Annotated in this window: 20 protein-coding genes; 17 read left to right on the top strand and 3 right to left on the bottom strand. The window is 69.2% G+C overall.

What is annotated here, in order from left to right; genetic code table 11:
• The first annotated feature begins 109 nt into the window (after positions 1-109).
• The 7 genes from secY to K318_RS23960 all read left to right on the top strand — a co-directional run bounded on the left by secY (position 110) and on the right by K318_RS23960 (position 8,379).
• Positions 110-1,411 carry a preprotein translocase subunit SecY gene (secY, locus tag K318_RS0116155; RefSeq protein WP_029090245.1) on the top strand — a complete coding sequence of 434 codons (1,302 nt, stop codon included), beginning with the start codon at positions 110-112 and terminating at the stop codon, positions 1,409-1,411.
• A gap of 113 nt (positions 1,412-1,524) precedes the next feature.
• On the top strand, positions 1,525-2,094 hold the full coding sequence (locus K318_RS0116150; RefSeq protein WP_029090244.1) for an adenylate kinase: 570 nt from the start codon (positions 1,525-1,527) through the stop codon (positions 2,092-2,094).
• A complete protein-coding gene (gene map / locus K318_RS0116145; RefSeq protein ID WP_029090243.1) occupies positions 2,094-2,918 on the top strand; it encodes a type I methionyl aminopeptidase in 825 nt (274 codons plus the stop codon). The genes K318_RS0116150 and map overlap by 1 nt, the downstream gene beginning before the upstream one ends.
• Before the next feature lie 148 nt (positions 2,919-3,066).
• Positions 3,067-3,480, top strand: a complete 414-nt coding sequence (locus K318_RS23965; RefSeq protein ID WP_051298126.1) for an META domain-containing protein — start codon at positions 3,067-3,069, stop codon at positions 3,478-3,480.
• Between the two features lie 292 nt (positions 3,481-3,772).
• Positions 3,773-5,704 (top strand): LPXTG cell wall anchor domain-containing protein, encoded by a 1,932-nt coding sequence (locus tag K318_RS24865; RefSeq protein ID WP_029090242.1) that lies wholly within the window; start codon positions 3,773-3,775, stop codon positions 5,702-5,704.
• A 273-nt stretch (positions 5,705-5,977) separates the two neighbouring features.
• Positions 5,978-7,726: a trypsin-like serine protease gene (locus tag K318_RS0116130; RefSeq protein WP_156914079.1), complete on the top strand. Its 1,749-nt coding sequence runs from the start codon at positions 5,978-5,980 to the stop codon at positions 7,724-7,726.
• A gap of 248 nt (positions 7,727-7,974) precedes the next feature.
• Positions 7,975-8,379 carry an META domain-containing protein gene (locus K318_RS23960; RefSeq protein ID WP_156914078.1) on the top strand — a complete coding sequence of 135 codons (405 nt, stop codon included), beginning with the start codon at positions 7,975-7,977 and terminating at the stop codon, positions 8,377-8,379.
• Between the two features lie 104 nt (positions 8,380-8,483).
• Here the strand turns inward: K318_RS23960 and K318_RS0116120 are convergent, their stop codons facing one another.
• Positions 8,484-9,632 (bottom strand): calpain family cysteine peptidase, encoded by a 1,149-nt coding sequence (locus tag K318_RS0116120; protein WP_156914077.1) that lies wholly within the window; start codon positions 9,630-9,632, stop codon positions 8,484-8,486.
• A 300-nt stretch (positions 9,633-9,932) separates the two neighbouring features.
• Here K318_RS0116120 and infA point away from each other — a divergent pair, with 300 nt between their 5' ends.
• The 6 genes from infA to rplQ all read left to right on the top strand — a co-directional run bounded on the left by infA (position 9,933) and on the right by rplQ (position 13,116).
• Entirely contained in the window at positions 9,933-10,154 is a 222-nt protein-coding gene (gene infA, locus K318_RS0116115; RefSeq protein WP_029090239.1) for a translation initiation factor IF-1, read from the top strand.
• 82 nt (positions 10,155-10,236) lie between these two features.
• Positions 10,237-10,350 (top strand): 50S ribosomal protein L36, encoded by a 114-nt coding sequence (gene rpmJ / locus K318_RS0116110; RefSeq protein ID WP_029090238.1) that lies wholly within the window; start codon positions 10,237-10,239, stop codon positions 10,348-10,350.
• Positions 10,351-10,568: 218 nt separating this feature from the next.
• A complete protein-coding gene (gene rpsM / locus K318_RS0116105) occupies positions 10,569-10,937 on the top strand; it encodes a 30S ribosomal protein S13 (protein ID WP_029090237.1) in 369 nt (122 codons plus the stop codon).
• A gap of 41 nt (positions 10,938-10,978) precedes the next feature.
• Positions 10,979-11,380, top strand: coding sequence for a 30S ribosomal protein S11 (rpsK, locus tag K318_RS0116100; protein ID WP_029090236.1), 402 nt, complete (start codon positions 10,979-10,981; stop codon positions 11,378-11,380).
• Between the two features lie 176 nt (positions 11,381-11,556).
• Positions 11,557-12,555 carry a DNA-directed RNA polymerase subunit alpha gene (locus K318_RS0116095; RefSeq protein WP_029090235.1) on the top strand — a complete coding sequence of 333 codons (999 nt, stop codon included), beginning with the start codon at positions 11,557-11,559 and terminating at the stop codon, positions 12,553-12,555.
• 45 nt (positions 12,556-12,600) lie between these two features.
• Positions 12,601-13,116 carry a 50S ribosomal protein L17 gene (gene rplQ / locus K318_RS0116090; protein ID WP_029090234.1) on the top strand — a complete coding sequence of 172 codons (516 nt, stop codon included), beginning with the start codon at positions 12,601-12,603 and terminating at the stop codon, positions 13,114-13,116.
• A 165-nt stretch (positions 13,117-13,281) separates the two neighbouring features.
• Here rplQ and K318_RS0116085 read toward each other — a convergent pair whose 3' ends face one another.
• Both K318_RS0116085 and K318_RS0116080 read right to left on the bottom strand, forming a co-directional pair.
• Positions 13,282-15,177 carry an acetate--CoA ligase gene (locus K318_RS0116085; RefSeq protein ID WP_029090233.1) on the bottom strand — a complete coding sequence of 632 codons (1,896 nt, stop codon included), beginning with the start codon at positions 15,175-15,177 and terminating at the stop codon, positions 13,282-13,284.
• Positions 15,170-15,928 carry an IclR family transcriptional regulator gene (locus K318_RS0116080; protein ID WP_029090232.1) on the bottom strand — a complete coding sequence of 253 codons (759 nt, stop codon included), beginning with the start codon at positions 15,926-15,928 and terminating at the stop codon, positions 15,170-15,172. Before K318_RS0116080 ends, K318_RS0116085 begins: the two co-directional genes overlap by 8 nt.
• Positions 15,929-16,247: 319 nt before the next feature.
• On the opposite strand from K318_RS0116080, the gene K318_RS0116075 reads away from it, so the two are divergent.
• From K318_RS0116075 to K318_RS0116060, 4 genes are read left to right on the top strand one after another with little or no spacing between them, the layout of a single operon-like run.
• Positions 16,248-17,045 carry an ABC transporter ATP-binding protein gene (locus K318_RS0116075; RefSeq protein WP_029090231.1) on the top strand — a complete coding sequence of 266 codons (798 nt, stop codon included), beginning with the start codon at positions 16,248-16,250 and terminating at the stop codon, positions 17,043-17,045.
• A complete protein-coding gene (locus tag K318_RS22625) occupies positions 17,042-19,093 on the top strand; it encodes an AMP-binding protein (RefSeq protein ID WP_051298124.1) in 2,052 nt (683 codons plus the stop codon). The genes K318_RS0116075 and K318_RS22625 overlap by 4 nt, the downstream gene beginning before the upstream one ends.
• Complete coding sequence (locus tag K318_RS0116065; protein WP_029090230.1) at positions 19,090-19,962, top strand: branched-chain amino acid ABC transporter permease; 873 nt, start codon at positions 19,090-19,092, stop codon at positions 19,960-19,962. Before K318_RS22625 ends, K318_RS0116065 begins: the two co-directional genes overlap by 4 nt.
• Before the next feature lie 4 nt (positions 19,963-19,966).
• Positions 19,967-21,028, top strand: coding sequence for a branched-chain amino acid ABC transporter permease (locus K318_RS0116060; protein WP_029090229.1), 1,062 nt, complete (start codon positions 19,967-19,969; stop codon positions 21,026-21,028).
• Positions 21,029-21,076: the final 48 nt, after the last annotated feature.

Below are 21,076 nucleotides of genomic sequence, written 5' to 3'. Positions count from 1 at the left end.
CGGATGCGCTCCCGATGATTCGGTGGGCCTGTGCCCGGCTGGTAGAGTGCACGAGGAAATTCATCGTGTCGTCGTCCTTTCGTTCGGCGAGAAATCTGCAGGAGGACGAGTGCTCGGAGCTGTAGGGCGTGCGTTCAGGACGCCTGATCTGCGCAACAAGCTGCTCTTCACCCTCGGCATCGTGGTGCTGTACCGCTTGGGGGTGTCGATCCCGTCCCCGGGCATCGACTATCCGCAGGTCCAGGAGTGCGTGGCCTCGCCGGCGCTCACGCAGGGCGGATTCGGACTCATGAATCTGTTCTCGGGCGGGGCGCTGTTCCAGCTCTCGATCTTCGCGCTGGGCATCATGCCGTACATCACCGCGAGCATCATCACGCAGCTGCTGCGCGTGGTGATCCCGCGGTTCGAGGCCCTCCACAAGGAGGGCGCCTCCGGGCAGGCGACGCTGACGCAGTACACGCGCTACATGACCCTGGGCCTGGCGGTGCTGAACGCCACGACCCTCGTCTCGACGGTGCGCACCGGCGCGCTGTTCGGCGATGTGGAGGGCTGCCAGAACCTGCTCGTCAACGACACCTGGTGGGGCGTGGCGATCATCATCGTGACGATGACCGCGGGCACCGGCCTCATCATGTGGATGGGCGAGCAGATCACCGAGCGCGGCGTCGGCAACGGCATGTCGCTCATGATCTTCACCTCGATCGCCGCAGGCTTCCCCGCCTCCTTCGGCTCGATCCTCACCTCCCAGGGCATCGACATCTTCATCATCGTCATCCTGGTGGGCCTCGTCATCATGACGCTCGTCGTCTTCGTCGAGCAGTCGCAGCGCCGCATCCCGGTGCAGTACGCGAAGCGGATGGTCGGCCGCCGCATGTTCGGCGGCACCTCGACCTACATCCCGATCAAGGTGAACCAGGCTGGCGTCATCCCCGTGATCTTCTCGTCCTCGGTGCTGTACCTGCCCTCGCTCGTCGCGCAGTTCGGCTCGCCAGAGGACCGCTGGGTCGAGGTCATCAACCGCTACTTCACCGCCGGCGACCATCCCGTCTACATGGTGATCTACTTCGTGCTCACGATCTTCTTCACGTTCTTCTACGTGTCGATCACCTTCAACCCGGACGAGGTGGCGGACAACATGAAGCGCTACGGCGGCTTCATCCCCGGCATCCGCGCGGGCCGTCCCACGGCCACCTACCTGAGCTACGTGCTCAACCGGATCACGGTGCCGGGCTCCCTGTACCTGGGCCTCGTCGCGCTCATCCCGCTGGTGGCCCTCGTTCTCATCAACGCGAACCAGGACTTCCCCTTCGGCGGCACCTCGCTGCTGATCATGGTGGGCGTCGGTCTTGAGACCGTCAAGCAGATCAACTCGCAGATGCAGCAGCGTCACTACGAGGGCCTGCTCCGCTGAGCAGCGCGGTGCATGCGCCGCGAGGCAACCGCGAGGTCGCTGGGGGTCTCGCTCGCGCAAACCGCGGATCGGTCGCCGGTCCCGGTACGGAATCAGAAGAGGAAAGGAACCTCATGAGCAGTCGCATCATCCTCATCGGCCCCCCCGGGGCGGGCAAGGGCACGCAGGCCGCACGCCTGAGCGAGGCGCTGGGCGTGCCGGCGATCTCCACCGGGGACATCTTCCGGGCCAATGTGGCGGGGGAGACGGAGCTGGGCAGGACTGCCAAGCGCTACATGGACGCCGGTGAGTACGTGCCGGACGAGGTCACCAACTCGATGGTGGCCGACAGGCTCGCGCAGGAGGACGCCGCCGAGGGGTTCCTGCTCGACGGCTACCCGCGCACCGCGGCGCAGGTGACGGAGCTCGACTCCATGCTCGAAGCCCGTTCGCATTCGCTCGACCACGTCGTCGAGCTCACCGCGGACACGGACGAGGTCGTGGGCAGGCTGCTGGCACGTGCCTCCCTGCAGGGGCGCTCGGACGACACGGAGGACGTCATCCGCCACCGCCTCGACGTCTACGCGGAGCAGACGCAGCCGCTCACGGACCTCTACGCGGAGCGCGGTCTGCTGCGCCGGGTCGACGGCCTCGGCGAGGTCGAGGAGATCACGGCGCGGATCCTCGCGGCGATCGGCCGCTGATGGCGTCTGCGGTCGAGTACAAGACCGATGACCAGATCCGCACCATGCGCCGTGCGGGACTGGTGACGCGGGCGGCCCTCGAGGCCGCCCGCGCGGCATGTGTGCCGGGCGCCACCACTGCTGAGGTGGACGCGGCGGGTGCGAAGGTCATCGCGGAGATGGGTGCGAAGTCGAACTTCCTGGGCTATCACGGATATCCTGCCACCCTGTGCGTGTCCGTGAACGAGGTCGTGGTGCACGGCATCCCCGGCGAGCGCGTGCTCGAGCCCGGCGACATGGTGTCGATCGACGGGGGAGCGATCGTCGACGGCCTGCACGGGGACTCGGCGATCACGGTGTTCGTGGGCGGACGCGAGGCGGCCGATCCCGCGCACCTGCGCCTCTCGGACACCACTGAGGAGATCATGTGGGCGGGCATCGCACGCATGGCGACGGCGAAGAAGGTGGGGGAGATCGGCGAGGCGATCGAGGAGCGCGCCGTCGAGCTCGCCCCCGATCTCGGTCTCATCGAGGAGTTCACCGGGCACGGCATCGGCTCGCAGATGCACATGGAGCCGGAGGTCCTCAACTACCGCGCGCGCAGGATGGGCCCGCGGATGAGGCCGGGCATGTGCCTGTGCATCGAGCCCATGCTCGTCACGGGCGGGACCGAGACCCGCACCCTCGACGACGACTGGACGGTCGTGACCGAGGACGGCGGCCGTGCGAGCCATTGGGAGCACTCCGTGGCGCGGCATGCAGGCGGCATCTGGGTGCTGACGGCCCCGGACGGCGGCGCCGAGCGGCTGCGTCCCTACGGTGTGACACCGGTTCCGCTGGACTGAGAGCGCATCCGGCTCCGGGCCGGCACGGGCGGCCTCCGGGTGCCGGCGTCTGTGGGAATCGTCAGGGATCTGGTCTAGCGTGGAGACGTCCGCCGGCGGCAGCACGGCTCGTCGGCGCCTGATACGGCGACGAACAGCGGGAGGAACCATGACACGCCTGAGCCTGAAGCGCGCGCCCCTGCTCCTGGCGGTTGCGGCTGCCGCCGCCGCGCTCGCAGGATGCGGGGGCGGGACAGTGAGCCCGGCCGAGACCGGGGAAGGGCCCCGGTTCGAGGGGAAGTGGGTGGCCGAGGACCCGGAGGGGGCCTTCCTCGAGTTCGCCGAGCCGGATGAGGAGGGCACCGGTCACGTGAGCGGCTCCGACGGCTGCAACGGGCTCCAGGGGGAGTTCACCATCGACGGTGACACCGCAGTCATCGAGCGCGGCTTCGGCACGCTGAAGGGCTGCCCGGGGACGGACACCTGGATGGCGGACACCGCGAGCGTGGTCGTGAGCGGCGACGAGCTCTCGGTGCTCGACGGTGAGGGTGAGGAGATCGGAACGCTGTCCCGCGAGTCCTGAGCGCTGCGGAGACGAGGGCTGCGGGCCCGGACGCCTGAGGGTGTCCGGGCCTTTCTGCGTTGTAGGGGACTTCGGGCGGACTCCGTGCGCAGGACCCGGCGGGAAGACCGAAAGTGAAAGTCTTCGAGGTTTCAGGGTTGGCAAAGGCGAACTGTGCGAATGTGATCTTTCCGTGACCACAACGAACACAAATGTTATGCGTCTGTGACGAATGACAGAGTGTGGCGAGGGCACGGTGCCGCCGAGCTGCGGCGCCTGCCGTCATCCGACCAGACATTGTGAGGAAGCACCTATGGGTAACCCGATCAAGGGCAATCGCTTCGTGGCTCTGAGCGCGGCAGTCGCGCTCGGCTTCGGAACCGTTGCGCTCACCGCTCCCGCCGCCACGGCGGCCGACACGGCGCCCGAGGGCGCGAGCGCCGCTCCGGCGAAGGCCGGCGGACCGCAGGCGCTCGCGCCGGTCGCGGCGAAGGCGTTCAACGCGAGCGACGAGATCGCCGCGATCGGCTACGGCAAGGACGGCCAGGTGGTCGCCCAGGTCGTGAAGAAGTCGGTCGAGGGCGAGGAGGCCACGGGCAAGGCGGGCGAGGCGCTCGAGGCGGTCGCGACCTTCGCGCAGGAGACGACCAAGAAGGATCTGGTCGTCGAGCCCGTCGCCGGCACCTATAAGGCGACCGCGGCCGACACCGACCTCGTGGGCGGCGCCGGCTACATCACGCTCGACGGGCAGGGCAGCCCCCAGGGCCTGTGCTCCTTCGGCTTCCCCGCGACCGGACCGAACGGTGAGGAAGCGGTCATCTCCGCCGGCCACTGCGGTGATGAGGGCACGCAGACCGCCGTGGAGAAGCCCTCGGCGTCCAATGCAGGCACCGGCGACATCCACGGCGAGGCCAAGACCGACTTCCTGCACCCCGGGCAGGCTCTGGGTGAGATGACCTACTCGGAGTTCGGTCCTGCGATGTACGAGCCCGGGGACGACCTGAGCCAGTACACGCCGGAGAACTCCCAGGACTTCTCCGTCATCACCGTCGACGAGGGCAGCGACTACACGGGCAAGGGCGAGGTCACCGACTGGACGACCTCCGACTCCGATGTGCTCGCCGAGTCCACGGTCGACGTGACCGGCGTCGTCGACGTGACCGAGGACCACATCGGTCAGACCGCTGTGCGCTCCGGCCGCACCTCCGGTGTGCAGGAGGGCCCCATCAACATGGAGGCCAACAACGCCACCGCGATCGTCGACGGCTTCGCGCCGATCGGCGACGAGACCGGTGCGTACATGGTCTACGGCTTCGCCGTCAACACTCTCGGCATCCCGGGCGACTCCGGCGGCGCCGTGACGATCGACGGCCAGGCTGCCGGCATCGTCTCCGGCTCGAACTACAACCCGGCCACCCAGGAGGGCGACTTCGTCTGGGCCGCCGAGCTGTACCAGGGCCTGCAGAACGAGGGCCTGAGCGGCTACGAGATCAAGACCGCGGGCGACGAGGAGCCGACCGAGGAGCCCACCGAGGATCCGACTGAGGACCCCACTGAGGAGCCCACCGAGGATCCGACTGAGGACCCCACGGACGATCCCACTGAGGACCCGACCGACGATCCCACTGAGGACCCCACGGACGACCCGACCGAGGACCCGACCGAGGACCCGACCGACGATCCCACGCAGGAGCCCGAGGCCCTCGCGCTGAGCGCCGAGGAGATCGAGGCCTCGCAGTTCGTCGCCGACGGTGAGGAGCAGGCGGAGGCCGAGGACCGCGGCGTCCAGTACACCGTCACCGGGGCGGAGCCGGGTGAAGAGGTCACCTTCGACACCTACGCGGACATCGACTCCGCGGCTGCGAACGCAGGTTCCGAGGCGGCTCCCGCCGCCGATGAGGACCGGGGCGAGCCCGCGAAGTCCGTCACCGTCACCGCGAACGAGAACGGCGTCGCCTCCTCCCGCATCTGGGGCATGACGACCGCTGACGCCTCTGCCTACGTGGGCGAGTACGACGTCGTCGCCACGAGCGACGAGGACGTGCACGAGGCCACCTTCACCGTCGTCGATGACTCGGACGGCGGCAACGGCGGCGAGGACGACGGCAACGGCGAGGACGACGGCAACGATCTGCCGCGCACCGGTTCCACCACCGGTCCGCTGCTCGCCGGCGCCGCCGGACTCGTGGCAGTCGGAGGTGCGCTCGTCTACATCGCGCGCCGCCGCCACACCGCCGCAGAGTGATCTGAGGCGATTGCACACGGCTGAGCGCTGAGGGCAACGGCCCGGCGACTCAGGAGGGGCGCCCGCACTGTGCGGGCGCCCCTCAGCTGTGCCCGCACCTCGGACATCCCGATCTGCGTCTTGTCAAGTTCGAGACTTTTCCGTGACCAAAACGTTCTTTATCCGGCGTGCCGAGCGTCGTTCGGGCAGGATGTCCAGGGTGAGTCAGGAGTCCGCCCTTCAGCGGTGAGGCCCGGCCCCCGTTCATGCGAACTGACACGAAGGAACTGAACAATGGCACGACCCATGATGGGTAAGCGCGCCGTCGCCCTGAGCGCCGCGGTGGCGCTGGGCTTCGGCGGCGCACTGGTCGCGGCCCCGGTCGCCCTCGCGACGCCGACGGCGGATGAGGCCCCGGAGTCCTACGAAGTGGCTGCGCTGACCGCGCTCAAGCACGCGGACACGATCGCCGCGGTGGGCAAGGGCGAGGGCGGCCAGCTCGTCGTGCAGACCACCGATGCCACCGTGGACGAGGAGTCGACCGAGGTCGAGAGCGTCGTCGAGTTCGCCGAGGCGGACAACGGCACCCCCGATGAGATCGTGGTCGAGCACATCGACGAGGGCTACTCGGCCGTCGCCGCCAATGACACCGATGTGGTCAACGGCGCCGGCTACCGCGTCAGCATGGGCGGCGGCTTTGGTCTGTGCTCCATCGGCTTCAACGCCGTGGGCCCGGACGGCAAGGACGCGATCATCACCGCGGGTCACTGCGGTGACGGGATGATCGGCAACGACGTCCACCTCGAGGCACCGTCGACCTCGAACGTCGCGACCGACAGCTACAACACCTCGGAGCAGCTGGGCGACAAGCGACTGGGCGAGTTCACGCACACCCAGTACGGTCCGGCCACGGCTGTCACCGATGACCTCGACCCCGCGGACGCGCAGGACTTCGGCATCATCGAGGTCGATGAGGCCTCGGGCTTCAACATGCCCGGCGAGGTCACGCAGTGGACCGAGGCCGCATACCAGGCCGACGACCTCGCCTCCGATGCACAGCCCGTCAACGGCGTGCTCGATGTCGAGCAGGGTCACATCGGTCAGACCGTCTACCACTCGGGCCGCACCACCGGCAAGACCGAGGGCGTCATCGACTTCGTCGACGGCTACGCGAACGTCCGGGACGATGCGGGCAACCCCCACATCGTCTACGGCTTCGGCTCCACGGCCGAGGTCGCGGGCGGTGACTCCGGCGGCGCCGTCATGCTCGGCGACCAGGCTGTGGGTGTGGTCTCCGGCGGCGGTCCGGGCGTCCTCTGGACCGCTGAGCTCCACGAGGGCCTCAAGCACCTCCCCGGTGACTACACCGTGAAGACGGCGGGCGACGAGCCCAGCCCGACCCCGACCGACACGGAGACACCCAGCCCGACGCCTTCCGAGACGGAGACGGCTGAGCCCACCGAGACCCCGGATCCGACCCCCTCGGAGACCGAGACGGCCGAGCCCACGCAGACGGCCACCCCCACGGATGAGCCGACCCAGACGGCGACTCCCACCGAGGAGCCGGAGGAGCTGCGCCTGAGCGAGACCGAGGTCGAGGCCTCGAAGTTCGTGGCCGACGGCGAGGAGCAGGCAGAGGCCGAGGACCGCGGTGTGGTCTACACGGTCACGGGTGCCGAGCCCGGCTCCGAGGTGACGTTCGAGACCTTCATGGACGGTCAGGCAGCGGCCGCGAAGTCCGTCACGGTGACCGTGGACGAGAACGGTGTGGCCGGCTCGCGGATCTGGGGCCTGACCACCGCCGCACCCGAGGCCTACATCGGTGAGTACGACGTCGTCGCCACCACGAGCGAGGACGTGCACGAGGCCGGGTTCTCCGTGGTCGCGGACTCCGACGGCGGCAACGGCGGCGAGGACGACAACGGCAACGGCGACGATCTGCCGCGCACCGGTTCCACCACCGGTCCGCTCGTCGCAGGTGCGGCCGGCCTGCTGGCCGTCGGCGGTGCACTGGTCTACATCGCACGCCGCCGCAACGTCTGATCGAGAAGCGTTCAGCCGATCACGGTGAGGAGCCTCCGGCCTCCACGGGGCCGGGAGCTCACCGGGATCGGAACTCGAGGAGGACGCCCGCAGGGGCGCCCGCCTGAGCAGACGCGGTGAATGGGGCACTCGCACACAGCGGGTGCCCCATTCGGCGTCCCCGGGGTGGGAGGATCGACCCAGCGGTGGGCGGGATGCGCCGCCGCACGGAGAGCACGGCAGCTGCGCGTGCAGCAGGGGAGGGCGAGATGACCGAGCAGGATCACCCGGAGCGAGGGGAAGGTTCGGGCGCGGGGGTACCGGGCAGGGGGACGCCGGCGTTCGGTGCGACGGGCGAGGCCTCCGGTCCCGCCTCCGCGCTCCTGGGCACATGGCGGGCCGAGGACCCGGCCTCGGCGTTCCTGGAGTTCCACGCGCCCGGGACGGACGGCACGAGGCGCATGACCGGTTCGGACGGCTGCAACGGAGTCCACGGCGAGTACACGCTCGAAGGGAGCACCGCGACCATCCGCCGCGGCCTGAGCACCCTCAAGGCCTGCCTGGGCGTCGACGCCTGGTTGGCCGGCGCCGTCGCGGTCACGCTCGACGGCGATGTGCTGCGCGTGTTCGACCGGCAGGGACGGGAGATCGGCACCCTCACCCGCGAGCGCTGAGCGCCGCGACCGGGAGCCGCGAGCGCCGCGACCGAGGACCGGGAGCGCCGCGACCGGGGACCGGGAGCGCCGCGACCGAGGACCGGGAGCGTGCGAGCCGCGCTTCAGCGCAGACGGGGTCCAACGTTCACGCTGATGAAGGCCCGCCGGAGCTGGCGCGCGGAGAGGTAGAGGTCCTTCCTGCGCACGACGGACTCACCCATGCCGCGCGAGGAGGGTGCGGGAGGATCGGCGGGGCCCACGGGGTTGCGGAGATGCACCCGGAGCGGGGCACCGGCCACGGCTCGGCCGTCCTCATCGCTGTGCCCCACCCCGTGCACTGCGTAGACGTGCCCGTCCATGACGGCGACGCGCCGGCCTGGGTCGTCCTCGCGGGCCAGGGTGAAGGAACCGCCGGGGCGGATGAGCGTCGAGGCGACCACGGGCCGTCCCTGGGCGAGCCAGCGCTCCATCGTCTCCAGCCGCCTCGGGACGGGGCGCGCGGGAGCCCACCTGCCCGTGACGAGCACGAAGGCGATGCCCGCGAAATCCCGCGCCAGGCGACGGTAGGAGCCCTGCGCCCACAGGCAGACGGCCGCCTTCTCCGCGAGTGAGGCGGCATTGGGTGCCAGCGTGCGGCTGCCTGCCCTGCGGTCGCGGGGGACGGCGGTGCTCAGCCGCACCTCCCGCGGACGGAGGGGGAGTCCGGGGATGCGGCGCAGCAGCGGGAGCGCCAGCGCGGGGGAGTGGAGGCGCACTGTCGCAAAGCGCGGGTCTGCGTCGGGCCGGATGAGCTCGCGGAGGAATCCGGGCCGGATCGCCTCGCAGGCATCGAGCACGGCGATCAGCCAGCAGTCGCCCAGCCGTCCCTGCCGCACCGCCACGCTGGGCCCGGGTGCGCGCAGCAGGCGGAGGGGCACCTGCTGCAGTCGTGGAGCACCGGCCGGCAGGGGCTCGAGCCCGGGTGCGAGTGCGAGTGCGCGGGCAGCCTCGGCGGCTGGGCCCGAGGCGAGGAGCCGGGCGAGGAGGCGCTGTCCGGGAGCCGGCCGGAGAAGCCTGCGGACGCGGTGGCCGAGTGCGCGGTGGAGGGGGAGCGTGCTCAGCGCGGTGGTCTGCGCGCGGTCGAGGACGCGAGCCGCCGCCCGCTGCTCCGCCGGGCCCGAGGCCGGGTCGAGGAGCCGGCCCAGTGCGTGCGTGAGTGCGTCCCCGCTTCCGCGCACCGGCGTGTCCGTGTTGCGCCCGGGGCGGCTTTTGCCGTAATGATGCGCCGTCATGTACAGTTACCTATTGGCCTGTGACCACGGGGTGTTCTGTGTCCGATGGCATCGCGTCCGGCACTCCGCCGGTATGCGGGAGTCCTCGGGTGCGCGCCCGGTGCGATCTGAGGCGTTCGACCCGGATTCGGCTCGGACCCCTCTGACGCGGCGCACGCGGTGAGTATATCGCCGTCCGCGCCCCGGATCCACGGACAGCCGCGGATCCGGAGCCGGCTGCAGGCCATCGGTCCACGCGGAGTCCGCTCCGCCTGAACGAAACGCGACACGACGTCGCGGGAAGACGAGGTTACGGACGATATGGCCAAAAAAGAAGGGGTCATCGAGATCGAGGGATCCGTGGTCGAGGCGCTGCCGAACGCTACATTCCGCGTCGAGCTGACCAACGGCCATAAGGTTCTCGCCCACATCTCCGGCAAGATGCGCCAGCACTACATCCGCATCCTGCCCGAGGACCGTGTGGTCGTGGAGCTGTCGCCGTACGATCTCTCGCGCGGTCGCATCGTGTACCGGTACAAGTAAGCAGAAGATCGCTTCGACGAGTTCGCGCTGTACTGCCCCGGGGAGTACCTCGGGGCATTCGCGGTGGGAAGAAGGAACAGCTATGAAGGTGAAGCCAAGCGTCAAGCCGATCTGCGAGAGCTGCAAGGTCATCCGTCGTCACTCCCGTGTGATGGTGATCTGCTCGAACCCGCGCCACAAGCAGCGCCAGGGCTGAGCGAGCCGCATCCGCAGATCTGGCGTCGACCCGGAGCGCAAGCGCCCGGGATCGAGCCGCACACCCGCGCAGACCTCGCCCCCTCACCTCCCGCCCCGCCCGGGCGCGGAAGATGAGGACGACACCCCCAGTCGGAGGCTGGGGACCCGCCGGCCCGCAGGGCTGGACGGGATCAGGACTGCACCAGCACCTCCGAAACAACCAGAAGGAAAGAACTGATGGCACGTCTTGCCGGAGTCGACATCCCTCGCGAGAAGCGCGTGGAAGTCGCCCTGACATACATCTACGGTGTGGGCCGCACTCGTGCGCGCCAGACCCTGACGGACACCGGGATCAGCCCGGACACCCGCGTCAAAGACCTGACCGATGCTGAGCTCGTCCAGCTGCGTGACTACATCGAGGGCACGTTCAAGGTGGAGGGCGACCTCCGCCGCGAGGTCGCCGCTGACATCCGCCGCAAGGTGGAGATCGGCTCCTACGAGGGCCTCCGCCACCGCCGCGGTCTGCCCGTCCGCGGTCAGCGGACGAAGACGAATGCGCGCACCCGCAAGGGCCCCAAGCGCACCGTGGCCGGTAAGAAGAAGTAAGCAGCAGCCTTACCCAGCATCGATCAGGAGATCCCAGGAATATGCCTCCCAAGTCACGCACAGCAGCGCGCAAGCCTCGCCGCGGGCAGAAGAAGAACATCGTCGCCGGTCAGGCGCACATCAAGTCCACCTTCAACAACACGATCGTCTCCATCACGGATCCCTCCGGCGCCGTGATCTCGTGGGCGTCCTCGGGTGAGGTGGGCTTCAAGGGCTCGCGCAAGTCGACGCCCTACGCCGCGCAGATGGCCGCCGAGTCCGCAGCGCGCCGCGCACAGGAGCACGGCCTGAAGAAGGTCGACGTCTTCGTCAAGGGCCCCGGCTCCGGCCGTGAGACCGCGATCCGCTCGCTCCAGGCCGCAGGCCTCGAGCTGGGCACGATCCAGGACGTCACGCCCACCCCGCACAACGGCTGCCGTCCGCCCAAGCGTCGTCGCGGCTGACCATCCGCCGCCCGGGGACGATTCGGCGGCCGGGAGCGCATCCGCAAGCGGACTGCGCGCCCGGAACCGGGTCTGATCCGGACCGTCTGCCGCCAGCGTTCCGAGCCGGGTCTCATCAGCCCGGCTCACAACTTCGCGGACGTCATATAGCGGATGTCCGCTGAAAGGAAGCCCACGTGCTCATTGCACAGCGCCCCACGCTCACGGAAGAGGTCGTCTCCGATCGCCGCTCCAGGTTCACCTTCGAACCGCTGGAGCCGGGATTCGGATACACCCTCGGCAACTCGCTGCGACGCACCCTGCTCTCGTCCATCCCCGGCGCCTCGGTCACGAGCGTCCGGATCGACGGAGTGCTCCATGAGTTCTCGACGGTTCCGGGGGTGAAGGAGGACGTCACCGAGTTCCTCCTCAACCTCAAGTCCCTCGTCGTCTCCTCGGAGTTCGACGAGCCGGTCGTCGCCTACCTGCGCAAGCAGGGCCCGGACACCGTCACCGCTGAGGACATCTCCGCTCCTGCAGGAGTGGAGATCCACAACCCTGAGCTGTACATCGCCAGCCTCAACGACACCGGACGCCTCGACATCGAGCTCACGATCGAGCGCGGGCGCGGCTACGTCTCCTCCACGCAGAACAAGAACGTGGACGCAGAGATCGGCCGCATCCCCGTCGACTCGATCTACTCGCCCGTGCTCAAGGTGACCTACAAGGTGGAGGCCACCCGCGTCGAGCAGCGCACCGACTTCGACCGCCTCATCGTCGACGTCGAGACCAAGCCGTCGATCACCCCGCGCGATGCCCTGGCATCTGCGGGCAAGACGCTGGTCGAGCTGTTCGGACTCGCCCGTGAGCTCAACGTCGAGGCCGAGGGCATCGAGATCGGCCCCTCGCCGGTCGATGCCGCGATGGCCGCAGACCTCGCGCTCGCGATCGAGGACCTCGATCTCACCGTCCGCTCCTACAACTGCCTCAAGCGCGAGGGCATCCACACGGTGGGTGAGCTCGTCGCACGCAGCGAGGCAGACCTCATGGACATCCGCAACTTCGGTTCGAAGTCCATCGACGAGGTGCGCCAGAAGCTCGGTGAGCTGGGCCTGAACCTCAAGGACAGCCCTGCCGGCTACGGCGAGAACGCCGAGGCCGACGAGGAGTCCTTCGTCGAGGACGAGCAGTACTGAGCGGTACTTCAGCGGTACACAGGAATTTCTCAAGGAGACTGAACAATGCCCACCCCCACCAAGGGTCCCCGCCTCGGAGGCTCGCCGGCGCACGAGCGCATCATGCTCAACAACCTCGCCGCGCAGCTGTTCGAGCACAAGTCCATCAAGACGACCGTGACGAAGGCCAAGCGCCTGCGTCCCGTCGCCGAGCGCCTCGTCACCTTCGCCAAGCGCGGTGACCTGGCGGCCCGCCGTCGCGTGCTCCAGCAGATCACGGACAAGGGAATCGTCCACGAGCTCTTCACCTCGATCGCCCCTGCGGTCGCGGAGCGTCCGGGCGGCTACACCCGGATCACGAAGATCGGCCCCCGCAAGGGCGACAACGCCCCCATGGCCGTGATCGAGCTCGTGCTCGAGCCGTACTCGCCCAAGCAGGCTGCGGTCAAGGAGGCGGAGGTCGCAACCGCGGCTGCCGCCGAGGAGGCCCCGGCTGCCGAGGCCCCGGTCGAGGAAGCGCCCGCCGACGTCGAGTCCGGCGCGCAGGTCGACGAGGCTCAGGCCGCCGCCGAGGACAAGTGATCTGAGCCGGTTCCCCTCGCGCGAGCGGCGGGACCGGCACAGCCCGAAGGGGCCGCCCCAGCAGGGGCGGCCCCTTCTGCGATCCCGGGGCGGCCGGAAGGCTCAGGCTGCGGCGACTGAGCGGAGCCGACGCCGAGCGGAGTGCCTCCCCGACGACGTGTCGGGTCAGTCGCCGGAGGGCTCCAGCGCCGCCGCGATGCGATCCCATGCGAGAACGCTCCACGCGGCTTCAGTCAGCAGCGATTCGACGGCATCGGCGAGGCGGCCGTGGGGGACGGCGGGGTCGATCCGGTCCACGAACACGATGGCCTGGGGCCGAGCGAGGCCGCCCAGTTCGGTGCGCACGGTGCTGGCCAGTTCGTGTGCGGTCGTCCCGCCGGGTTCACCGGTGGTCACCACACATGCCACGATCCGGTTGCCGTACTCGTCGTGCCTGAGCCGCAGGGCGGCGGCGTCGGCGACGTACGGGTGCTCTCGCAGCGCCCGGGCGACCGCTTCGAGGGAGACCAGCTGCCCGGAGACGGAGACGACGGCGTCGACTCTGCCGTGGAAGCGGAAGCCGCCGTCCGCTGCGACCTCGACGATGTCACCGGTCGGCACGACCCGGCCGGCGGCGGTGAACGGCTCGAGAGACGAAGCTCCCTCGATCCGTCCGGGAAGGGGACGGGTGAGGACCAGCTGCCCGCTCCGTCCGGCGGGGACGCGCTCGCCGTCCGCGCCGACGGCGACGGCGCCGCCCGGGTTGAAGTCGACGCCGGGTCCCTTCGCATAGACGATCCCGCCGAGCTCGATCTGGCCCCAGGCATCGGAGACGGTGCATTCTCCCCGGGTGAAGGCCTCCTGCATCCAGGTCCGGAGCGCGGGCTCGACCGGTTCGCCGGCGGTCACCACGTGGCGGAGGGCGGTCGGGCGGGCATGCAGCTCCGTCTCGATCCTCCACGACCGGAGCGTTCTCATCACGGCCGGATTGGTGACGAGGGTGGAGACCCCGTACTTCTCCACGATCTCGAGGAGTCTGCTGTGATCCGGGATGTCGAGCGTTCCCTCGTAGACGACCACGGTGTCTCCCGCGAGCAGAGGCCCCAGCAGCCCGTGCCAGGTGGACACGGCCCATGAGACGTCCCCTGCGCACCAGAAGGTCTCACCTCTGCGCGCCGTGGCGTGGAAGGCCGCCGCGTTCGCGAGGACGCCCGCGAGGGAGTGCTCCAGGTACTGCGCGGCCGAGCTGTGGGAGGCCAGCTGGCGCACGCAGAGCAGGGAGTCCTGCGGAGCTCCGGTGCCGGGGCCGCCGGGTCCGGCAGCGGGCCGGGGGCGACGTGCGATGAGATCGCTGAACCACATGTCGCCGTGGAACCACTGCACATCGATGCCGGTGCGGCGGACGACGACGGTGTGCTCGACGCTGTCCGCGCTCGCGAGCGCCTCGTCCGCCCGGCTCTTCAGGGGCAGCACGGAGCCCCGCCGCCAGGCTCCGTCCTGGGTGAGGACGAGCTTGGGGGAGAGCTCGGCGATGCGGGTGCTCAGCGCCTCTGCGGGGATGGAGACTGGAACCGTGGCCCAGGGGGCGCCGAGGCGATTGCAGGCGAGCATGGTGATGACGGTCTCCGGCAGCCAGCTGGCGTGGATCGCCACCACGTCGCCGGCGGCCAGGCCCAGCTCTCGCAGCGCCGACGCCATCGCCTCGACCTCGACGGAGAGCTCCGCGTAGGTGAGCGAACGGCTGTCGCCCGGCTCTCCCTCCCAGTGCACGGCGGTGCGGGCGCCCTGTGCGGCGGCGTGACGGTGGACCAGGTTCCAGACGGCGTCGAGCCGGCCGCCGGGGAACCATCCCGCGGCAGAGGCCCCGCCCGAGGCGCCGGCCGACGATGAGGCGGCGTCCTCGCCGGAGGGGAACGCAACCGATCGGGGATCGGCATGCTCGGCGCCGGCGGGCGTCCACACCGCAGCAGGCTCCTGCGACCAGTCGAAGGACGCTGCGATGTCCGCCCACTCCGGGGCTGCGCCGTGGGGCAGCGAAGCGTCCTCGGCACCGGCGGAAGGCCTCGGCGGATGCTCAGGCATGGGCGATGCTCCTTCCTCCGGAGGCGGCGGTGCGGGTGAGCAGCGAGACGATCCGTGCGAGATCAGCGTCCGGACGGAGGTCTGCGCTCAGCGCAGCGACGACGCTCCCATCGGCGGCGCGGACGGGGACAGCCACTTCGTCGGAGGCACCAGGGTCCGCCGAGCTGTGCGTGAGATGGTCGCTCCTGCGCCAGTCCTCCCTGTGGCTCTGGGCCTCTGCCTCGTCCTCGGTCCCCGAGCCGGTGAGGATGCGATTCCAGGCCTCGTCCGGCTGATGCGCAGCGAGAAGTCTGCCCGCGGCCGTGGACAGGGCGGGCACGGCGCGCAGCGGCCGGCGGAAGGGTCCTCGGTCCGCGGCGTCCACCTGGTCGATGCAGACGGCCTCGCCGCTGATGAGCACATGCACGGCGATGGTCGCGGAGAGTTCGTCGCGGAGAGAGGCGAGGAAGGGGTTGAGAGCGCTGAGCACGGGGCTGTTGGAGAGTTGCCGGACCGCCAGACGCGTGATCGCGCGGCCCAGGCCGTAGCGGGAGGTGGCGGGGTCCTGTTCTGCGTACTCCGCGTGCACGAGCGATCTGAGGAGGCGGTGGACGGTGGGCACCGTCATGCCGGAACGCTGCGCGAGGTCCGAGAGCTGGTGCAGGTGGGGCGGCTGCGCGAGGAGGTCCATGAGCACCGTCGCGTTCCTGATCGTGCCGAGCCCGCCCTTGGGGGTGCTCCCGTTCCTGGGTGCGCTGCCGTCGGCTGGCATTCGGTCTCCTCGCTCTGGCGGGTGCGGGCCAGGGGGCGTCACATCCTCCGGCGGCCTCTGGAACCCAAGGATACGAGCCGGTAGAGGCTGTCGCAATATGATTACGATTCTCTTATTAGGGTATTGCATTCAGCATAGTGGAATTCTATTCTGAGGAGAGTTCGGTGATGCCGGTCACAGATCCGTTGTCCCTCAGGTCTCCGCCTGAGACGGGGAGCGCCGGCCGGCAGCACGTCAGTCCTGATCCAGCACCGCAGCGGAGCAGCAAGGAGCCTCAGTGCGAACTCGTGCGTATCGTCATCCACTCAACGGCAGCTCGATGCCGCCGGGGCGGCCCCTGCTCCGGGTGTCGGACCTGACCCTGAGGTTCGGCGGAGTCACCGCCCTGGCCGAGGTGGGTATGAGCGTGGACTCCGGCCGGATCCACGCCATCATCGGCCCCAACGGAGCAGGCAAGTCCTCGCTCCTCAACTGCATCTCCGGCCTCTACCGGCCCACCGGCGGCGAGGTCGTCCTGCACACGGACAGCGGGCAGGAGCGCCGTCTCACCAGCCTGCCGCCCAACCGGGTCGCCCGTCTGGGCGTGGCGCGGAGCTTCCAGAATATCGAGCTGTTCGAGCATCTCACCGTGCTGGAGAACATGATGCTGGGCCGTCACATCCACATGAGGCAGAACGTGCTCTCCGCCATGCTGTGGCTGGGTCCGGCGCGGCGCCAGGAGATCACCCACCGCGAGGTGGTGGAGGAGGTCATCGACCTGCTCAAGCTCCAGGCCTATCGGCAGAAGCCCGTGGGCACGCTGGCCTACGGCATCCAGAAGCGCGTGGAGCTGGGCCGGGCGCTCGCCATGCAGCCCGCACTCCTGCTCCTCGACGAGCCGATGGCGGGCATGAACGCGGAGGAGAAGGAGGACATGGCGCGCTACATCCTGGACGTCCATGAGCTCGCGGGCGTCTCCATCGTGCTGATCGAGCACGACATGAACGTGGTCATGGACATCTCCGACCGGGTGACGGTCCTCGACTTCGGCCGGGTGATCGGCGACGGCACACCGGCCGAGGTCATGGAGAATCCGCGGGTCGTCGAGGCCTATCTGGGAGCGGGGGCCGCCTCATGAACGCCGGCGGGCAGGTGCAGGCGCGCGAGGATGCGGCGTTCGCCGCGGACCGGCCGGCGCACGGCATCGACCGCACGATGCCCCAGCTGCTCGACGGCCTCGCGGCTTCCCGCCCCCGGCAGGCGGCCATGCAGGAGAAGCGCTACGGCATCTGGCAGCCCACCACCTGGGCGCTCTACCGGGAGCGGGTGCGGGACTTCGCCCACGGCCTGGCCCAGCTGGGCGTGCGCCGCGGCGAGGTCGTGGCCGTGCTGGGCGACAACCGGCCGGAGTGGCTGATCGCCGAACTCGCGGCGCAGTCGCTGGGTGCCGGCGTGGTGGGCATCTACCCCACGTCGATCGGTGCCGAGCTCACCCACATCCTCTCCGTCTCCCGCGCCCGGATCGTGGTCGCGGAGGACCAGGAACAGGTGGACAAGCTCCTGGCGCTGGACGCCGGCATCGAGAGGATCATCTACTACGATCCCCACGGGCTGGAGAAGTACACCCAGGACGTGCTCCTGGACTTCACCCAGGTGGAGGACTCCGGGCGGGAATGGGCCGAGAGCAGGCCGGGGTGGCTGGACGAGCAGATCGCCGCCGGGAGTCCGGACGACCTCGCGATCATCTGCACCACCTCGGGAACCACCTCCAAGCCCAAGCTGGCCGAGCTCTCCCACGCCAATCTGCTCTCGATGGCCGCCCGGCTCACGGAGGTCGATCCCATCGACGCCTCCTACCGCTACGTCTCCACGCTGCCGTTCGCCTGGATCGGCGAGCAGATGCTCGCCGTCGCCTGCGGTCTGCACGCTGGCATCACCGTCTCCTTCCCGGAGGACGCCTCCACGCAGAAGGCGGACCTGCGCGAGATCGGCCCGGACGTCATGTTCGCCCCGCCGCGCATCTGGGAGTCCATGCTCTCCGAGGTGCAGGTGCGGATCGACGAGGCCGGCGCGCTCAAGCGCGGAGTGTTCGGCTGGGGCTACTCCGTCATGGACAGGGCGGCGCGTGCGCGGGTCTCCGGCGGCACGCCCTCGCTGGGGCTGCGCCTGGCCTCGGTCGTCGCGGATCTCGCAGCGGCTCGCCCCATCCGCGAACAGCTGGGCCTGACCCGGATCAAGCGCTGCTACACCGGCGGCGCACCGCTGGGTCCGGACGTCTTCCAGTTCTTCCACGCCATCGGCGTCAACCTCAAGCAGATCTACGGGCAGACGGAGATCTGCGGGATCGCGGTGGTGCACAGGGACGACGCCATCTCCTTCACCTCGGTGGGAGAGCCGCTGCCCGGGACGGAGCTGCAGTTCGGTGAGAGGCAGGAGATCATGCTCCGCTCCTCGGCTGTGTTCCGCGGCTACCATCGCAATGCCGAGGCCACCGCAGAGGCCGTCACTCCGCAGGGGTGGCTGCACACGGGGGACGCGGGCTACCTCGACGAGTCCGGTCAGCTCGTGGTGGTCGACCGCCTCAAGGACGTGGTCTTCGCCTCCGACGGGACCATGTACTCGCACGCCTTCATCGAGAACAAGCTGAAGTTCTCGCCGTACGTGGAGGAGGCCGTGGTGTTCTCCGGCGAGGGTCTGGAACCCGGCGGGGACGCCGGCGATGCCGCCACGGGATCCGGCGGCACCATGTGCGCGATCATCACGGTCGATCCGGCCACGGTGGGCGCATGGGCCGAGCACGAGCGGCTCTCCTTCACCACGTACACGGACCTGGCCTCCAAACCGGAGGTGTACGAGCTCCTCGCGGAGGAGGTCGCCCAGGCGAACGAGGACCTCATGGAGCGGATCCGCATAGGCCGGTTCGTGCTGCTGCACAAGCAGTTCGATCCCGATGACGACGAGATCACGCGCACCAGGAAGGTGCGGCGCACCGTGATCGGCGACCGCTACGGGCAGATCATCGCAGCGCTCGCCGCCGGAGAGGGGTCCGTGACGATCAGTTCGTCGATCACCTATCAGGACGGCACGGTCGCCGAGCGCTCGCTGCCGCTTCGCATATTCGACCTCGCCGGCCACCGCCTCCCCGCGGACCGCGCGCGCAGACAGGTTTGGAGTGGTCGCAAGTGAGCACATTCGTCACACTGCTGGTCATCGGCCTCTCCGAGGGGGCGATCCTCGCGCTCGCCGCACTGGGCTTCGTCCTCATCTACAAGGCCACCGGGGTCATCAACTTCGCTCAGGGCGAGTTCCTGCTGATCGGGGCCTACACCTTCTACACCGTGTTCGTGGTGCTGCAGATGCCGGTCGTGGTCTCACTGCTGGTGGGTGTGCTGGTCGCGGTCATCGTGGGCGTGGTGGTGGAGAGATTCATCCTCCGGCCCATGGTGGGGCAGAGCCACATCTCCATCATCATGGTGACGATCGGCCTGGCGGGTCTGCTGGGCGCCGTCGTGCAGATGTTCTTCGGCACCCAGCCGCGCTCCATGCCCCCTGTCCTGCCCACCGAGTCCGTGAGCATCCTGGGCGGATCCGTGCCCGCCAACCGCCTGTGGGCCATCGTGGTCTGCGGTGTGGTGCTGGGCCTGCTCACCTGGTTCTTCCAGAAGTCCCGGCACGGGGTGGCGATGCGGGCCGTCGCCGATGACCAGCAGGCCGCCATGACGGTGGGTATCTCCGTGCGCCGCGTGTTCGCCATGTCGTGGGCGCTGGCGGCGGTCTCCGCCCTGGTCGCCGGTGTGCTGCTGGCCGACATCACCACGGTGGAGATGAACATCGTGAACTTCGGTCTGCTGGTGTTCCCCGTGGTGATCATGGGCGGGCTCGACTCCGTCCCCGGCACCATCGTGGGCGGTCTCACCATCGGCCTGCTCACCCAGTTCGTCTCCGGCTACATGGACCCGGGCCTCGCCGAGGTCATCCCGTACATCGTGCTCGTCCTCGTCCTCCTGGTGAGGCCCTACGGCGTGTTCGGCGAGAAGCGAATCGAAAGGGTCTGAAGACATGCCCGCTGTTGAAACCGGCCGTCACCACACCTCCTACCGCTCGGAGCAGCGGCTGTGGCACACCCGCCCGCAGATCGTGCGGATGGCGCTGCTGGCCGTCGCGGCCGCCGTCCTCCCCTTCGTGCTCGACAACTACTGGCTCGCGATCGCCAACACCGCGCTCATCGCGGCGATCGGAGCAATCGGGCTGAACATCCTCGTGGGCTACACCGGGCAGATCTCGCTCGGCCAGGGCGGATTCCTGGCCGTGGGCGCGTTCACCACCGCGATCCTGACCGATCGCGCCGGAGTGCCGGCGCCGCTGTCGATCCTGGCGGCCGTGGTGCTCACCGCAGCGGTCGGCGTGATCGTGGGTCTGCCGGCGCTGCGCCTCAAGGGGCTCTACCTGGCGATCGCCACCCTGGCCTCGCAGATGGTCATCATCTTCATCGTCCGCCGCTGGGGCTTCCTCACGGAGGGACAGGGGTTCGTGGACGTGAGCAGGCTGGAGGTGTTCGGGTTCCGGATCGAGCGCACCACCTTCGAACAGCAGTGGTACGTGATCCTGCTGGTCATCACGATCCTGGTGGCGCTCACTGCCACCAACCTCTTCCGCACCTCGGTGGGCCGGTCCTTCATGGCCGTGCGCGACCAGGACATCGCGGCCTCGGCGATGGGGGTGAACCTCACCCGGACCAAGCTCACCGCCTTCGCGCTCTCCAATGCCTATGTGGGCCTGGCCGGAGCGCTGCTGGCGCACTACACGGAGATCATCTCCTGGGAGAAGTTCACCATCGACGTCTCCATCACCTACCTCGCGATGATCATCGTGGGCGGCATGGGATCCGTCGCCGGAGCGGTCTACGGGGCGGTGTTCATCACGCTGCTGCCGGTGGTGGTGCGCATGCTCGCAGACGTCCTGGGCGGCGTGGCCCCCGTGCTCTCCCGCCAGCTGCCGGCCTTCGAGCACGCGGCCTTCGGCCTGGTCATCATCGTCTTCCTCATCTTCGAACCACGAGGACTCAACCGGATATGGCAGCGCATCAAGGACTACTTCGGCTTCTGGCCGTTCCGGTACTGAGCTCGCCCACGACCCTCACCTGCCACGGAAAACCACCACAGGAGAAGC

The organism is Brevibacterium album DSM 18261 (assembly GCF_000426445.1).
GTDB classification, from domain to species: Bacteria; Actinomycetota; Actinomycetes; order Actinomycetales; family Brevibacteriaceae; genus Brevibacterium; species Brevibacterium album.
This window is presented reverse-complemented; position numbering and strand designations above follow the sequence as displayed.

Coding starts and splice junctions, on each gene's coding strand:
- K318_RS23965 (WP_051298126.1), top strand. CDS start 3,067: ATGACACGCCTGAGCCTGAAGCGCGCGCCCCTGCTCCTGGCGGTTGCG.
- rpsK (WP_029090236.1), top strand. CDS start 10,979: ATGCCTCCCAAGTCACGCACAGCAGCGCGCAAGCCTCGCCGCGGGCAG.
- K318_RS0116060 (WP_029090229.1), top strand. CDS start 19,967: ATGCCCGCTGTTGAAACCGGCCGTCACCACACCTCCTACCGCTCGGAG.
- K318_RS24865 (WP_029090242.1), top strand. CDS start 3,773: ATGGGTAACCCGATCAAGGGCAATCGCTTCGTGGCTCTGAGCGCGGCA.
- K318_RS0116075 (WP_029090231.1), top strand. CDS start 16,248: ATGCCGCCGGGGCGGCCCCTGCTCCGGGTGTCGGACCTGACCCTGAGG.
- rpmJ (WP_029090238.1), top strand. CDS start 10,237: ATGAAGGTGAAGCCAAGCGTCAAGCCGATCTGCGAGAGCTGCAAGGTC.
- K318_RS0116120 (WP_156914077.1), bottom strand. CDS start 9,632: ATGACGGCGCATCATTACGGCAAAAGCCGCCCCGGGCGCAACACGGAC.
- K318_RS0116085 (WP_029090233.1), bottom strand. CDS start 15,177: ATGCCTGAGCATCCGCCGAGGCCTTCCGCCGGTGCCGAGGACGCTTCG.
- K318_RS23960 (WP_156914078.1), top strand. CDS start 7,975: ATGACCGAGCAGGATCACCCGGAGCGAGGGGAAGGTTCGGGCGCGGGG.
- map (WP_029090243.1), top strand. CDS start 2,094: ATGGCGTCTGCGGTCGAGTACAAGACCGATGACCAGATCCGCACCATG.
- K318_RS22625 (WP_051298124.1), top strand. CDS start 17,042: ATGAACGCCGGCGGGCAGGTGCAGGCGCGCGAGGATGCGGCGTTCGCC.
- rplQ (WP_029090234.1), top strand. CDS start 12,601: ATGCCCACCCCCACCAAGGGTCCCCGCCTCGGAGGCTCGCCGGCGCAC.
- rpsM (WP_029090237.1), top strand. CDS start 10,569: ATGGCACGTCTTGCCGGAGTCGACATCCCTCGCGAGAAGCGCGTGGAA.
- K318_RS0116150 (WP_029090244.1), top strand. CDS start 1,525: ATGAGCAGTCGCATCATCCTCATCGGCCCCCCCGGGGCGGGCAAGGGC.
- K318_RS0116080 (WP_029090232.1), bottom strand. CDS start 15,928: ATGCCAGCCGACGGCAGCGCACCCAGGAACGGGAGCACCCCCAAGGGC.
- K318_RS0116130 (WP_156914079.1), top strand. CDS start 5,978: ATGGCACGACCCATGATGGGTAAGCGCGCCGTCGCCCTGAGCGCCGCG.
- infA (WP_029090239.1), top strand. CDS start 9,933: ATGGCCAAAAAAGAAGGGGTCATCGAGATCGAGGGATCCGTGGTCGAG.